The organism is Pseudomonas palmensis (assembly GCF_049942755.1).
GTDB lineage: Bacteria > Pseudomonadota > Gammaproteobacteria > Pseudomonadales > Pseudomonadaceae > Aquipseudomonas > Aquipseudomonas palmensis.
In genome coordinates this window covers 3,474,468-3,487,992 of the sequence record NZ_CP187958.1, presented here as the reverse complement: position 1 = coordinate 3,487,992, position 13,525 = coordinate 3,474,468, and the positions used below count along the sequence as shown (strand labels likewise).

The window sequence follows — 13,525 nt, the reverse complement described above, 5'->3', positions numbered from 1 at the left end:
GTCGTGATCAAGGCTTGCGAAACAGTTCCCGGCTGACCAGCGGGCGCCCGCCCAGGTGCACCGCCAGCGCCTGGCGCATCAGGCGCTTGGCCGCGCCCAGCGCGCCCGGCATCGACCACTCGGCCTCGGCCATGGCCAGCAGGTGCGCGCCACTGAACAAGCCTGGCTGCACCAGGTACACCCGCTCCAGGCCCGCGTCCACCTGCAGGCGGTACAGGCCATCGGCCACCAGCGGATCGCCATTGATGTCGTGCTCAAGCGCAAAGCCATAGCCCAGCTCGTCCAGCAGGCGCCATTCGAAGGCACGCAGCAACGGCTCCAGCGGGCGCCCCGCGCCCAGTGCCTGCAAGGTGGCAGCGTATTGCTCGAACATCACCGGGTGCGGGTCTTCGGCCTGAAGCAGGCGAATCAGCAGCTCATTGAGGTACAGCCCGCTGAACAGCGCGTCGCCGTTGAGCCAGACCGCCACGCCTGCGCTGTCCATGCGACCGACATTCTTGAGCTCGCCGCGCCCATGGAACTGCACCTCCAGCGGCACGAACGGACGCGCCAGGCTGCCGGCCTTGCCGCGCGCACGACGCAGCACGGCGCGCAGGCGCCCCTGGGGGGTAAGGAAGTCGACCAGCGCACTGGTTTCACGGTACGCCCGGCTGTGCAGCACGAAGGCCGGTTGGCCGTCTGGCATGTCCATGATTCAGCGCTTCACGAAGAGGTGGGCCCGACACCGGCCGGTGTCGGGCCAGGGCAATCAGAGGTCGCCGTAGCCCAGCGAACGCAGGGCGCGCTCGTCGTCGGACCAGCCACCCTTGACCTTGACCCACAGGTTCAGCATGACCTTGGCGTCGAACAGCAGCTCCATGTCCTTGCGCGCCTCGGTGCCGATGCGCTTGATGCGCTCGCCCTTGTCGCCAATGATGATCTTCTTCTGGCCGTCACGCTCGACCAGGATCAGTGCATGGATATGCAGCACGTTGCCCTGCTGCTTGAATTCCTCGATCTCGACGGTGATCTGGTACGGCAGCTCGGCGCCGAGCTGGCGCATGATCTTCTCGCGTACCAGTTCGGCAGCCAGGAAGCGGCTGCTGCGGTCGGTGATCTGGTCTTCGGGGAAGAAGTGCTCGTTTTCCGGCAGGTGCTTGGCAATCAGCGCTTCGAGGGCATCGAGGTTGTGCCCGTGCTGCGCCGAGACCGGCACGATCTCGGCGTTGGGCAGTTGCTCCTGCAGCCATTGCAGGTGCGGCATCAGCTCGGCCTTGTCCTCGATGCGGTCGGTCTTGTTGATGGCCAGGATCACCGGGCCCTGCACGTATTGCACGCGCTCGAGCACCAGTTGGTCCTCGTCGGTCCACTTGGTGCGATCGACCACGAAGATCACCACGTCGACGTCTTTCAACGCCGCCGAGGCGGTACGGTTCATGTAGCGGTTGAGCGCCTTCTCGTTGCCCTTGTGCATGCCGGGGGTATCGACGTACACCGCCTGCACATCACCTTCGGTCTTGATACCGAGCATGTTGTGGCGGGTGGTCTGCGGCTTGCGCGAGGTGATCGCGAGCTTCTGCCCGAGGATGTGGTTGAGCAGCGTCGACTTGCCCACGTTGGGGCGGCCGACGATGGCGACGTAGCCGCAACGGGTAGTGTTCTGTTCAGTCATTGCCATTCTCCACGCCCAGGGCGATCAGTGCTGCGGCGGCCGCGACCTGCTCGGCGATACGCCGGCTCACGCCCTGCCCTCGGCTTTTTTCAGTCAACAGGGTCACTTCGCATTCGACGAAAAACGTCCGGCAATGGGGTTCACCCTGGATATCCACCACTTCGTAGCGGGGCAGTTCGCAGGCCCGCGACTGCAGAAACTCCTGCAGGCGGGTTTTCGGGTCCTTGTTGGTGTCGACCAGGGTCAGGCTCTCGAACTCACCGGCCAGCCATGCCAGCACGCGATCGCGTGCGGTGTGCATGTCCGAGTCCAGGTAGATCGCACCGATCAGCGCCTCGAGGGCATCGGCCAGGATCGACTCGCGCCGGAACCCGCCGCTTTTCAGCTCGCCCGAGCCCAGACGCAGGTACTCGCCCAGGTCGAAACCGCGGGCCAGCACGGCCAGGGTTTCACCCTTGACCAGGCGGGCGCGCAGGCGCGACAGCTGGCCTTCGCGGGCCTGGGGGAAGCGCTCGAACAGGGCCTCGCCGGCGACGAAGTTGAGGATCGCATCACCAAGGAACTCCAGCCGTTCGTTGTTGCGGCCGGCAAAGCTGCGATGCGTGAGGGCCAGCAGCATCAGCTCCTGGTTCTTGAAGGTGTAGCCGAGCTGGCGCTCGAGGCGGCTCAAGGAAACGCTCACAGTGTACCCACGCGCTGTTCGTGGTCGATTTTCAGCAGCGGCGCCAGGGCGCCGGGCTCACACAGTTCTGTCCGGCTCGAAGCCGACGGGGTTAACGCGTTGTTCAAATGCAAATCCTGAAAGACGGTTTTGTTCATGCCTGACGTCCGGCCGGGGCGCGTCTTGTGGACGCCCTTGTACAGCCTATGCCAGAAAAGCATTCGGCGCTGTCGAAGGACAGCGCCGTTAGGGTGTTACTTGATCAGGCCAACCCGCGAAAGGCTCGGGAAGTGGCTGAGCTTGGGCTCTGGCCAGCTCATCCAGATGGCGAAGGCCTTGCCGACGATGTTCTTGTCGGGAACCATGCCCAGCAGTTCCTTGGGAATGTTGGGGTCATCCCAGTAGCGACTGTCGTTGGAGTTGTCGCGGTTGTCGCCCATCATGAAGTAGTGCCCGGCAGGCACCACCCACTGCTGGTCCGGCGGCATGCGATAGCGGCTCATCTCCTTGCGGATCAGGTGCTCGGCCTCGCCCAGCTTCTCCTTGTACAGCTCGGCGCTGCCCAGGGTGCCCGGCTCGCTGCCGACCAGTTGCTCGGCAATCGGCTGGCCGTTGACGAACAGACGCTTGTCGCTGGTGTAGCGCACCTGGTCGCCCGGCAGGCCGACCACACGCTTGATGTAGTTGACGTTCGGGTCGCTCGGGTAGCGGAATACCATCACATCGCCGCGCTGCGGATCACCGACCTCGATGACCTTCTTGTCGATCACCGGCAGGCGGATGCCGTAGGAGAACTTGTTCACCAGGATGAAGTCGCCCACTTCCAGGGTCGGCTTCATCGACCCCGAAGGGATCTGGAACGGCTCGACCAGAAACGAGCGCAGCACCAGCACGATGAACAGCACCGGGAAGAACGATTTGCCGTACTCGACCAGCAACGGCTCCTTGTTCAACTGCTCGACCACCGCCATCTCGGGCTGGCTGACGCTGCCCTGATAGGTGTTGATCGCCGTGCGCCGGCGCGGGGCCAGGAACAGCAGATCGATCAGGGCCAGCAGTCCACACACGGCAACGGCGATGACTAGCAACAGCGGGAAATTTAGTGACATAGGACCTAGCTATCCAACCTGAGCACGGCGAGGAAGGCTTCCTGTGGAATTTCCACGTTGCCCACCTGTTTCATGCGTTTCTTACCGGCTTTCTGCTTTTCCAACAGCTTGCGCTTACGGCTAACGTCGCCACCGTAGCATTTGGCCAGTACGTTCTTTCTGAGCGCCTTGACAGTGGTACGCGCCACAATCTGCCCGCCAATGGCGGCCTGGATTGCCACATCGAACATCTGCCGCGGGATCAGTTCCTTCATCTTCTCGGTCAACGCGCGGCCTTTGTAGTGCGCATTGTCACGGTGCACGATCAATGCCAGGGCATCGACCTTGTCGCCGTTGATCAGTACATCGAGCTTGACCAGGTTGGCCGACTGATACCGGTCGAAATGGTAGTCCAGCGAAGCATAGCCGCGGCTGGTGGATTTGAGGCGGTCGAAGAAGTCCAGTACCACTTCGTTCATCGGCAGGTCGTAGCGCACCTGCACCTGGGAACCGAGGAACTGCATGTCGCGCTGTACGCCACGCTTCTCGATGCACAGGGTGATGACGTTGCCCAGGTGCTCCTGCGGCACGAGGATGGTGGCGGCCACGATCGGCTCGCGGAAGTCTTCCACCGACGACACGTCCGGCAGCTTGGACGGGTTGTCGACGTAGATGGTTTCACCGGTCTTGAGCTTGACCTCGAAGATCACGCTCGGCGCGGTGGTGATCAGGTCCAGGTCGTACTCGCGCTCCAGGCGCTCCTGGATGATCTCCATGTGCAGCATGCCGAGGAAGCCGCAACGGAAGCCGAAGCCCAGTGCGTCGGAGCTCTCAGGCAGGTACTGCAGCGACGAGTCGTTCAGGGTCAGCTTTTGCAGCGCGTCACGAAAATCTTCGAAATCTTCGGAACTGACCGGGAACAGGCCGGCATATACCTGGGGCTGGATACGTTTGAAGCCTGGCAGCACTTCCACGTCGGGCGTGGAGCTGAGGGTCAGGGTGTCACCGACCGGTGCACCGTGAATGTCCTTGATGCTGGCGATGATGAAGCCCACTTCGCCGGCCTTGAGGTCGGCGGTGGCGGTGTGCTTGGGGTTGAACACGCCCACGCTGTCGACCAGGTGCACCTTGCCGGTGGACTTGACCAGAATCTTGTCGCCCTTCTTGACCCGGCCATGGCGCACGCGCACCAGGGACACGACGCCCAGGTAGTTGTCGAACCAGGAGTCGATGATCAGCGCCTGCAGCGGTGCATCGATGTCGCCGGTAGGGGCCGGAATGGTCTGCACCAGGCGCTCGAGCACCTCGTCCACGCCCATGCCGCTCTTGGCACTGCAGGCCACGGCGTCGGTGGCGTCGATGCCGATGATCTTCTCGATCTCGTCCTTGACGCGGTCCGGATCGGCCTGGGGCAGGTCCATCTTGTTCAGTACCGGCATGACCTCCAGGCCCTGCTCGATGGCGGTGTAGCAGTTGGCGACCGACTGGGCCTCCACGCCCTGGCCGGCATCGACCACCAGCAGCGCGCCTTCGCAGGCGGCCAGCGAACGGCTGACTTCATAGGTGAAGTCGACGTGGCCGGGGGTGTCGATGAAGTTCAGCTGGTAGGTGATGCCGTCGTTCGCCTTGTAATACAGGGTAACGCTATGGGCTTTGATGGTGATCCCGCGCTCGCGCTCGAGGTCCATGGAGTCAAGTACCTGCGCTTCCATCTCGCGCGCGGTGAGGCCACCGCACATCTGGATGAAACGGTCGGCCAGGGTCGACTTGCCATGGTCAATGTGGGCGATGATGGAGAAATTGCGGATATGACTCAAATCACTCACGGGTCAACACTCAAAAAGGCTGCGGGGCGAACGCCCGCCGAAAAATAGCCGGGAATTGTACCTTATGCAGGGGCCAGCCGCCACGCCCGCCCCTCCAGTTTCATGGTGCCTGATATTTCTGTCAGTAGATGGCCGCTCGCGCAGACCCGAATATAGGGCACCAGACGGAGAAATGGCCATGGCACATGTTCAACCAGCAGTCCCCGGAAGCCCCGATACGAGCTTTGGTGACAACGGCGAGCGCTCCCTACCGCAAATTGCGGACACCGATCGTTTCATCACTGATGTGGCAATACACGATGACACAATCACCGTGTGTGGCCTGACCGGGGACCACGAGCAGTCCCGCTATACCTTGCTTCGCTTCGATGAAAAAGGTGACCTGGACCCGACGTTCGGCGACGACGGGATAGTGTTCGGGACATTCGACCCGGTGGCCGAATCGGGCGCGGAAGCCATCGTCGTCGAAGCCAACGCGAAGATATGGATGCTGGGATGGGTGAACAGCGCCGGCAAGCCCTACAGGCTGGTGGTGGCACGTTTCGACGCGCAGGGCGCGCTGGACACCAGCTATGCCTCCCCCCACGGTTACCTTGCCCTGGATCAGGACAGCAGCCTTCATCTGAAGCTGCATTCCACCTCACTCCAGCTGCAGGCCGGACACCTGCTCGCCAGTGTTACGCTGGAGTCGGACTGGCTCGCTACCCATGCTTGCGTCTATCGGCTGGATCTTGCCGGCAATGCGGGTTTCCCGGGCGGTCAGTTCATCGAGATCACGCACCCCTGCGGGACGGTGCAGATCGCCAATGTCATTGCGCAGGAAAGTACATTTCTCGTTGCCGGGACCTTGCGCAACGGGCCTGAGACCCGGGGCTTCATCGCACGCTTCAGAAACGACGGCACACCCGACCCGTCCTTTGGCGACCGATACGGTTTCAAGCTGTATGAATCCCCGCTGTCGCGCTGGCTGCGCTGGTTGCCGCGCTGGCTCCACTGGCTTGCTCCGCGTCGAAACGCCAACATCCGCTTCAACACGCTGATTCAACGCCCCGATGGCCACCTGATCGTCGCGGGGAACCTGCCCGGCGAGCGCCCCGAAGACACCAACGCCATGACCTGGCAATTCGATGCCGAAGGTGTGAGGGACGCGACCTATAACCACGGCAACCCGACGGTGCTGACCTTCAACACGCACACCGAAGACGAATGGGAAGCCGCAGCGCTGCACCAGGACGGCAAGCTGGTGGTGTTTGGCCTGGGCGGTCAGCGCATCTACCGTGCCCGCTATACAGCCCATGGCCGACTGGATACTGCCTTTGGCAACCAAGGTATCGCCTTCCAGGACTACCCCAAGGACAGAAAGATGATCGCCGTCGCAATGACGCCCACCGCCACACTGCTTGGCTTGAACAGCCAGCACGCATGGGGTTTCTCCGGTCTTCTGGCACGCTTTCGCAATTGACTGCGCGCCCATGAAAAAGCCCGACGCATCGGCGTCGGGCTTTTTCTTACCGCGACCTTCTCGGTCAGGCCTTACTCGGCCAGCTTGAAGGTGATGAAACTGGCACGGCCCTGACGCAGCACGCGCATCGACACCGAACGGTTCTTCGGCAGTTCCTTGGCGATTTCGGTGAAGTTCTTCGCCGAAAGGATGGCCTGGTTGTTCAAGTGGCTGATGACGTCACCGGGACGCAGGCCGATCATCGCGGCCGGACCATCCTGCACTTCCTTGATGACCACGCCGCCCTTGAGCTCCAGAGTCTTTTTCTGCTCTGCGGTCAGGTCGGCTACCGATACGCCCAGGCGGTTGCTGCTGCGCTCGACGCCGCCATTGGCACCGGTGGTCACGTCCTGATCTTCATCGGGCAGTGCACCGATGGTCACGTCCAGGTTCTGGCGCTTGCCGTTGCGGATGATCTCCAGCTTGGCCTTGGCGCCATCTTTCAGGCCACCGACCAGGTGCGGCAGGTCAGCCGACATGACGATCGGCTGACCGTTCATGCTCAGGATCACGTCGCCCACCTGCAGGCCGCCCTTGGCTGCCGGACCATCTTCCAGCACCTGGGCCACCAGCGCGCCGGCCGGTTTGTCCAGGCCGAAGGATTCGGCCAGGTCCTTGTTGACCTCCTGGATCACCACGCCCAGCCAGCCACGGCTGACCTTGCCGTCCTTTTTCAGCTGGTTGGAAACATCCAGTGCAACATCGATCGGGATAGCGAACGACAGGCCCATGAAGCCACCCGAGCGGGTGAAGATCTGCGAGTTGATGCCGACCACTTCGCCATTCATGTTGAACAGCGGGCCACCGGAGTTACCCGGGTTGATCGCAACGTCGGTCTGGATGAACGGCACGTAGGTGTCGTTGGGCAGGGTGCGGCCCTTGGCGCTGACGATACCCTTGGTCACCGAGTGATCGAAGCCGAACGGCGAACCGATGGCCAGTACCCACTCGCCCACCTTGAGTTTCTCGGAGTCACCCAGCTTGACCGTGGGCAGGTTCTTGCCATCGACCTTCAGCAATGCCACGTCGGTACGCGGGTCGGTGCCGACCAGCTTGGCCTGCAGCTCGCTGCGGTCGGACAGGCGCACGATGATTTCATCGGCATCGGCCACCACGTGGTTGTTGGTGAGGATGTAGCCGTCGGCCGAAATGATGAAGCCCGACCCCAGCGACTGGGCCTCGCGCTGACGATCGCCACGGGGTGAGCGCGGGGCTTGCGGCATGTTGCGCTCGAAGAACTCGCGGAACATCGGCGGCAGGCCTTCGAGGTCTGGCATCTGACCCGCAGCATACTTGCGATCAGGCAGCTTCTGCTTGGTACTGATGTTGACCACCGCCGGCGAGGCCTGCTCGACCAGGGTGGTGAAATCAGGCAGGGCTTCGGCCTGGGCGTTGAGCACCTGCCCGAGCATGAGCACGGCGGCGAACAGCGACAGATAGGATTTCAAGCGAGGTATTGACATACGGCTCCCGTCACAACGAGCGTGGTTAAGCAGTAGGGACCAGCCAACGCACAAAGCCCGGCAACATCCTCGAAAGGCTGCGACCAGGCTCGGTGGATCGGCATTGTTGATGCTGCAACAGCAGTAAAGGCCAGCCCCCGAAAGAACTGACCTATAGATAAATCTGGAGAATTTTGCAAATTCGAAGGCTTACGAATCATGTCAACGCCTTGGCGGCCCATCGATCATCAACGCATTACCTGTGGCTCGTCATTGGCTGGCGTGGGCGTCTTGGGCACGCATCGACAAGGCGACCCGCTCGGCGGTACCGATGGGGATCTCCCCTACCACGGTGACCACCACATCCCCCTTGGGCGTGGTCAGCCGGCGCGAAACCGCGACCGTCGGGCCAAGCTGGGTACGGGCGTCGATGCCCGAATTGCCTGCAACCGGCTCCAGGAACACCGAGAAGCGTGCCAGGCCATCATCGTACATCAGGCTGCTGACGATGCTCTTGTGCTCCGGATCCTTGCGTACCGCGCTGTTGACCAACTCGAAGCCGGGTGGCAACCAGTCGGAACGCCATCCCGATGCGGCCTCGGCAACCTGCTGAGTGGCCTGGGCCACCGGCTTGCAGTTGCTGCTTGGCTGCAGTTGGGCATCGTCCGGCGCCTTGTCGGTCTCCAACCGGGTGAACTGGAAGCGCTCCAGCAGTTGCTCCTTGTCGTTGAGCAGCAACGACTTGAGGGGCAAACCCGACTGTCGATCCAGGTGCAGCTCGAAGGCATAACGATGCTGATCGCGCGGCCTGAGGGTGATGATCTCGACCTCGCGACCGGCCACCCGGGAGCGCCCTGCCACACTCAGGTCGTACCAGTTCATCAGCTTCAAGGGGTCCAGTACACGGGGCGAAGACTGCGCCGCATTGCCCACTCCGCGGGCCAGGGCGCCGCTCACGCACTGGGTACGTCCATCTACCCGCACAACCTCAAGGGCTGGGCCATCGAGTTGCAACAAGCGTTCACGAACCTTGCCCTCCTGCACCCGATGCCAGATGTCATGGGTGGAAAAGCTGCCGTTACGCTCGTAGACGAAAGTACCCTGATAACTCTGCTGCTGCTCGGCCTTGGCCAGACGGTTGAGCCAGTCTGCGGCATCAGTGGAGGAGTTGGCGGCCAGGGCCGGCACCGACAGACATCCTCCGAGCAAGAGCGGTAGTAGAGTTGGCGCGCGCATGATCCTCCTTACTCAGCGATTTTCCAGGCTGGCCGCACGGGCATAAGGCAGAGCACTTTCAGTCCCTTCCACGGCGGCTTCCTGAGCATGCTGGCGCAGGTAGCCCGGCAGACGTTCGTCCTGCCAGCCGCTTTGACCTTGCAGCACGCCATTTGCCATTGGGCCGGTCGGCTGTTCGGCACTCTCGGTGTAGCCTGCCAGTACTGCCGGGCCTTGCACCTGAGGTACGGTCACGCCTTGCTGCACAGGCTGCTGGGCAGCCAGTTGGGCACCGCTGATGTCGTCCTGGTTGTACAGGCGCACACCTGCCAGTACTGCAACGGTTACCGACGCTGCAACAGCCAGACGACCCAGGCTGCGCCATGGACCACGGGCAACCTTGACCGGCGTGGCTTCGTCAGCCAGTGCGGCACTGACCGCGGCGGCGATATCCAGTTTTGGCAGCAGCAGTTCCTTGTGCATCGCTGCTCGGGCAACCTGGTAACGCGACCAGGTGGCACGGGTTTCATTGTCGTCGACGGCATTCAATACCCGACGCAACTCCAGTTCGTCCGCTTCGTTATCCATCACCGCGGACAGCGATTCCTGCAAAGCTTCACGACTCATGGCGGTTCCTCTCTTGGCTGTCGCCGCTGTCTCAGGTTTCCTGCAACAACGGCTGCAGGGCTTTATCTATGGCCTCCCGAGCGCGGAAAATTCGAGAGCGCACGGTACCCACCGGACACTGCATGACGCTCGCAATGTCCTCGTAACTCAGACCATCGAATTCACGTAAAGTTAACGCCGTACGCAAATCTTCTGGCAGCTGCTGGATGGTTCGGTGGACGGTGCCCTCGATTTCATCTCGTAACAGCGCGCGCTCTGGTGACTCGAGATCCTTGAGGCCATGATCGCCATCGTAAAATTCCGCATCCTCGGAACTGACATCACTGTCTGGCGGCCGTCGACCCCGGGATACCAGATAGTTTTTCGCCGTGTTGATCGCAATGCGGTACAGCCAGGTATAAAACGCACTGTCGCCACGGAAATTGCCAAGCGCACGGTAAGCCTTGATGAACGCTTCCTGTGCCACATCCTGGGCTTCATGGGTGTCGTGCACAAAACGCACGATCAACCCGAGAATCTTGTGCTGATACTTCAGCACCAACAGATCAAACGCTCGCCTGTCGCCACGCTGCACGCGCTCGACAAGCTGCTGATCCTCTTCCTGGGTTAGCATGAACACTCCTCGGTGGACCTGGAGGAGTGCTGCAGCGGCCATCGTTCAGGCTTGCAACCATAGACTCGGGCTTTTCGCAAAAGTTCTCCCCTCCAAGCAAGTTTCCTGCGGCCCTTGAACGGCCCGCACGAAAAACGCAGCACGGTCACGGCCGGCTGCGTCAATATTCTGGTCTCGTGTACGCAGGCAGAGCCGATATCAGCCCCAGGCCTCCCGTCGCCGCCGCGTCCTGGCATGCAGGCAACCTTCTATGGATAGGCAGGGTTCCAGGAAAGTTCCCACATGCAAGCATCAGGTCGCACCGCACGTCATGGAAATCAGGCCCTCGAGGCTGTTATAAAGGCAACCCAGCCCGTTTCACGATAGTTTCACAATGCCATAAACACCTGACTATTGTGCCGATACCCCCGTCCTTATACTAGTGGTCGCCTCGCTCGGATATCCCTGACATGAGCCAACAATTCCAACATGACGTTCTGGTGATCGGCAGCGGTGCCGCCGGCCTGAGCCTGGCCCTGAACCTGCCGGCGCACCTGCGCATCGCCGTACTGAGCAAAGGCGAGCTGGCCAACGGCTCGACCTTCTGGGCACAGGGCGGTGTTGCCGCCGTGCTCGACGACACCGACACGGTACAGTCCCACGTGGAGGATACGCTCAATGCCGGCGGCGGGCTGTGTCATGAAGACGCGGTGCGCTATACGGTCGAGCACAGTCGCGAGGCGATCCAGTGGCTGATCGACCAGGGCGTGCCGTTTACCCGTGACGAACAGGCCGGCGTCGATGAACGCGGCTTCGAGTTCCACCTGACCCGCGAGGGCGGCCACAGCCACCGGCGCATCATCCACGCGGCCGACGCCACTGGCGCGGCGATTTTCACCACGTTGCTGGAGCAGGCCCGCCAGCGCCCGAACATCGAGCTTCTGGAACAGCGCGTGGCGGTCGACCTGATCACCGAACGGCGCCTGGGCCAGGCCGGCGAGCGCTGCCTGGGGGCCTATGTGCTCAACCGTGCCAGCGGCGAGGTCGACACCTTTGGCGCCCGCTTCACCGCGCTGGCCACCGGCGGGGCGGCCAAGGTCTACCTCTATACCAGCAACCCGGACGGCGCCTGCGGCGACGGGATCGCCATGGCCTGGCGCGCCGGCTGCCGGGTGGCGAACCTGGAGTTCAACCAGTTCCACCCCACCTGCCTGTACCACCCGCAGGCCAAGAGCTTCCTGATCACAGAAGCACTGCGCGGCGAAGGCGCCCTGCTCAAGCTGCCCAACGGCGAGCGCTTCATGCCGCGCTTCGACCCGCGCGCCGAACTCGCCCCGCGCGACATCGTGGCCCGCGCCATCGACCATGAGATGAAGCGCCTGGGCGTCGACTGCGTGTACCTGGACATCAGCCACAAGCCTGCGGAGTTCGTCAAAAGCCACTTCCCGACCGTGTACGAACGCTGCCTCACCTTCGGTATCGACATCACCACCCAGCCGATCCCGGTGGTACCGGCGGCGCACTACACCTGTGGCGGCGTGATGGTCGACGACCACGGCCAGACCGACGTACCGGGGCTCTATGCCATTGGCGAAACCAGCTTCACCGGCCTGCACGGTGCCAACCGCATGGCCAGCAACTCGCTGCTCGAATGTTTCGTCTACGGCCGCTCGGCGGCAGCCGACATCCTCGCCAGGCTCGACAGCGTGGCCATGCCCCAGGCCCTGCCCTGCTGGGATGCCAGCCAGGTCACCGATTCGGACGAAGATGTGATCATTGCGCACAACTGGGACGAGCTGCGCCGGTTCATGTGGGACTACGTCGGCATCGTGCGCACCAGCAAGCGCCTGCAGCGCGCCCAGCACCGGGTACGTCTGCTGCTGGACGAAATCGACGAGTTCTACAGCAACTACAAGGTCAGCCGCGACCTGATCGAGCTGAGGAACCTTGCCCAGGTAGCGGAGCTGATGATCAGGTCTGCCATGCAACGTAAGGAATCTCGGGGTCTGCACTACACGCTGGACTATCCAGACATGCTGGCAGAGGCAATAGACACGATCCTTGTCCCAAGATGACTGCGCGGGGGCTCACTCCAACAGTTCGCCCTTCCCCCAACGCATGTCAACCCGCAAATCCCGGCTTCATCCACTTCATTCATGAGTAAAGTTCACCCGTGATGTCAAACAGCAGACACCTTGCTTTCAGCCTCACTGCGATCATGGCTTCCTTGACGCTGACCGGATGCACCCAATATGCCCCCGGCTATGACGGCTGGACTTCAGATACCGTTGAAAAAGTTAAACATAATGCCAGGGCAAGGTTTTCGGATCTCAAGCATGAAGACGGCAAGCTTCTCGGCGTCGATTACCTCAAGTTCGACACTGCTGCCTATCAGGTCTCAGTCCAGGGCAGCGACCTGAAAACCGCGACGCAGTGCGAAAGTCCTCCCTACGTAAAGTTTCGAATGATCGGTACTGTCGCGCTGAAGACCTCCGTATGCCTGAACACACAGGGCGAAGTCAGTCGATTGATTTTCGACTACGTCGGCAGCAATCATTCCGACGTTCAGGAGGTAGCCAACCTGGCTCAAGAAGAATTAAAGAGCAGGTATGGGAGTTCGATACCCGCGGCAACTGAAAAAGCGTTCATCACGAAAGGTGAGTACCACTCGATCTATTTCGCCCCTTCCCCTTCGCAAGAAGCGCTTTTGCAGTACAGCTCGTTACTTGTGAGCGACTACATCACCAGCGCAAGCGCTGATTGGACTTACAACGCAAGCCATCAACCACGCAAGGATGTTCGCTTCGTCCTGGACATGAAGCTCAGGGATTACTCATCCATTCAAAAACAGGCTGCCGCCCGTCGAACCGAGCGATTGAAAGCCCTGCTGAACGCCAGTGAGTGAGTACTGCTATCGGTGAT

The 13,525-nt window shown here is 61.7% G+C and carries 13 protein-coding genes; 3 read left to right on the top strand and 10 right to left on the bottom strand.

All coding sequences use genetic code 11. From position 1 onward, the window contains the following. Nucleotides 1-7: 7 nt before the first annotated feature. The 6 genes from recO to lepA form a co-directional block, all read right to left on the bottom strand. Entirely contained in the window at nt 8-691 is a 684-nt protein-coding gene (gene recO, locus ACPRTJ_RS16135; protein ID WP_043862023.1) for a DNA repair protein RecO, read from the bottom strand. 57 nt (nt 692-748) lie between these two features. Then, nucleotides 749-1,651 (bottom strand): GTPase Era, encoded by a 903-nt coding sequence (gene era / locus ACPRTJ_RS16130; RefSeq protein ID WP_043862024.1) that lies wholly within the window; start codon nt 1,649-1,651, stop codon nt 749-751. Further along, nucleotides 1,644-2,333, bottom strand: coding sequence for a ribonuclease III (rnc, locus tag ACPRTJ_RS16125; RefSeq protein WP_043862025.1), 690 nt, complete (start codon nt 2,331-2,333; stop codon nt 1,644-1,646). Before rnc ends, era begins: the two co-directional genes overlap by 8 nt. Then, the gene (locus ACPRTJ_RS16120; protein WP_156326207.1) at nt 2,330-2,470 is read right to left on the bottom strand and encodes a hypothetical protein; all 141 of its coding nucleotides are present in this window, start codon (nt 2,468-2,470) and stop codon (nt 2,330-2,332) included. Before ACPRTJ_RS16120 ends, rnc begins: the two co-directional genes overlap by 4 nt. A 96-nt stretch (nt 2,471-2,566) precedes the next feature. Then, nucleotides 2,567-3,421, bottom strand: a complete 855-nt coding sequence (gene lepB / locus ACPRTJ_RS16115) for a signal peptidase I (RefSeq protein ID WP_043862027.1) — start codon at nt 3,419-3,421, stop codon at nt 2,567-2,569. Between the two features lie 5 nt (nt 3,422-3,426). Next, nucleotides 3,427-5,226 carry a translation elongation factor 4 gene (lepA, locus tag ACPRTJ_RS16110; protein WP_043862028.1) on the bottom strand — a complete coding sequence of 600 codons (1,800 nt, stop codon included), beginning with the start codon at nt 5,224-5,226 and terminating at the stop codon, nt 3,427-3,429. Nucleotides 5,227-5,404: 178 nt separating this feature from the next. Between lepA and ACPRTJ_RS16105 the strand changes: the two genes are divergently transcribed. Next, nucleotides 5,405-6,688, top strand: a complete 1,284-nt coding sequence (locus ACPRTJ_RS16105) for a hypothetical protein (RefSeq protein WP_426427115.1) — start codon at nt 5,405-5,407, stop codon at nt 6,686-6,688. Nucleotides 6,689-6,759: 71 nt separating this feature from the next. Here ACPRTJ_RS16105 and ACPRTJ_RS16100 read toward each other — a convergent pair whose 3' ends face one another. The 4 genes from ACPRTJ_RS16100 to rpoE form a co-directional block, all read right to left on the bottom strand. Then, a complete protein-coding gene (locus tag ACPRTJ_RS16100) occupies nt 6,760-8,139 on the bottom strand; it encodes a DegQ family serine endoprotease (RefSeq protein ID WP_370409179.1) in 1,380 nt (459 codons plus the stop codon). Nucleotides 8,140-8,439: 300 nt separating this feature from the next. Next, nucleotides 8,440-9,405, bottom strand: coding sequence for a MucB/RseB C-terminal domain-containing protein (locus tag ACPRTJ_RS16095; RefSeq protein WP_043862031.1), 966 nt, complete (start codon nt 9,403-9,405; stop codon nt 8,440-8,442). 12 nt (nt 9,406-9,417) lie between these two features. Next, the gene (locus tag ACPRTJ_RS16090; RefSeq protein WP_043862032.1) at nt 9,418-10,011 is read right to left on the bottom strand and encodes a sigma-E factor negative regulatory protein; all 594 of its coding nucleotides are present in this window, start codon (nt 10,009-10,011) and stop codon (nt 9,418-9,420) included. A gap of 31 nt (nt 10,012-10,042) precedes the next feature. Continuing rightward, nucleotides 10,043-10,624, bottom strand: coding sequence for an RNA polymerase sigma factor RpoE (rpoE, locus tag ACPRTJ_RS16085; RefSeq protein ID WP_010220971.1), 582 nt, complete (start codon nt 10,622-10,624; stop codon nt 10,043-10,045). 449 nt (nt 10,625-11,073) lie between these two features. Here rpoE and nadB point away from each other — a divergent pair, with 449 nt between their 5' ends. Continuing rightward, nucleotides 11,074-12,678 (top strand): L-aspartate oxidase, encoded by a 1,605-nt coding sequence (gene nadB, locus ACPRTJ_RS16080; RefSeq protein WP_426427114.1) that lies wholly within the window; start codon nt 11,074-11,076, stop codon nt 12,676-12,678. 101 nt (nt 12,679-12,779) lie between these two features. Next, complete coding sequence (locus ACPRTJ_RS16075) at nt 12,780-13,508, top strand: hypothetical protein (protein WP_426427113.1); 729 nt, start codon at nt 12,780-12,782, stop codon at nt 13,506-13,508. Nucleotides 13,509-13,525 lie beyond the last annotated feature (17 nt).

Excerpts from the sequence above, each read along its gene's own strand:
- recO (WP_043862023.1), bottom strand. The coding sequence starts at position 691 with ATGGACATGCCAGACGGCCAACCGGCCTTCGTGCTGCACAGCCGGGCG.
- era (WP_043862024.1), bottom strand. The coding sequence starts at position 1,651 with ATGACTGAACAGAACACTACCCGTTGCGGCTACGTCGCCATCGTCGGC.
- ACPRTJ_RS16120 (WP_156326207.1), bottom strand. The coding sequence starts at position 2,470 with ATGAACAAAACCGTCTTTCAGGATTTGCATTTGAACAACGCGTTAACC.
- lepB (WP_043862027.1), bottom strand. The coding sequence starts at position 3,421 with ATGTCACTAAATTTCCCGCTGTTGCTAGTCATCGCCGTTGCCGTGTGT.
- ACPRTJ_RS16105 (WP_426427115.1), top strand. The coding sequence starts at position 5,405 with ATGGCACATGTTCAACCAGCAGTCCCCGGAAGCCCCGATACGAGCTTT.
- ACPRTJ_RS16100 (WP_370409179.1), bottom strand. The coding sequence starts at position 8,139 with ATGCTCGGGCAGGTGCTCAACGCCCAGGCCGAAGCCCTGCCTGATTTC.
- ACPRTJ_RS16095 (WP_043862031.1), bottom strand. The coding sequence starts at position 9,405 with ATGCGCGCGCCAACTCTACTACCGCTCTTGCTCGGAGGATGTCTGTCG.
- ACPRTJ_RS16090 (WP_043862032.1), bottom strand. The coding sequence starts at position 10,011 with ATGAGTCGTGAAGCTTTGCAGGAATCGCTGTCCGCGGTGATGGATAAC.
- rpoE (WP_010220971.1), bottom strand. The coding sequence starts at position 10,624 with ATGCTAACCCAGGAAGAGGATCAGCAGCTTGTCGAGCGCGTGCAGCGT.
- nadB (WP_426427114.1), top strand. The coding sequence starts at position 11,074 with ATGAGCCAACAATTCCAACATGACGTTCTGGTGATCGGCAGCGGTGCC.
- ACPRTJ_RS16075 (WP_426427113.1), top strand. The coding sequence starts at position 12,780 with ATGTCAAACAGCAGACACCTTGCTTTCAGCCTCACTGCGATCATGGCT.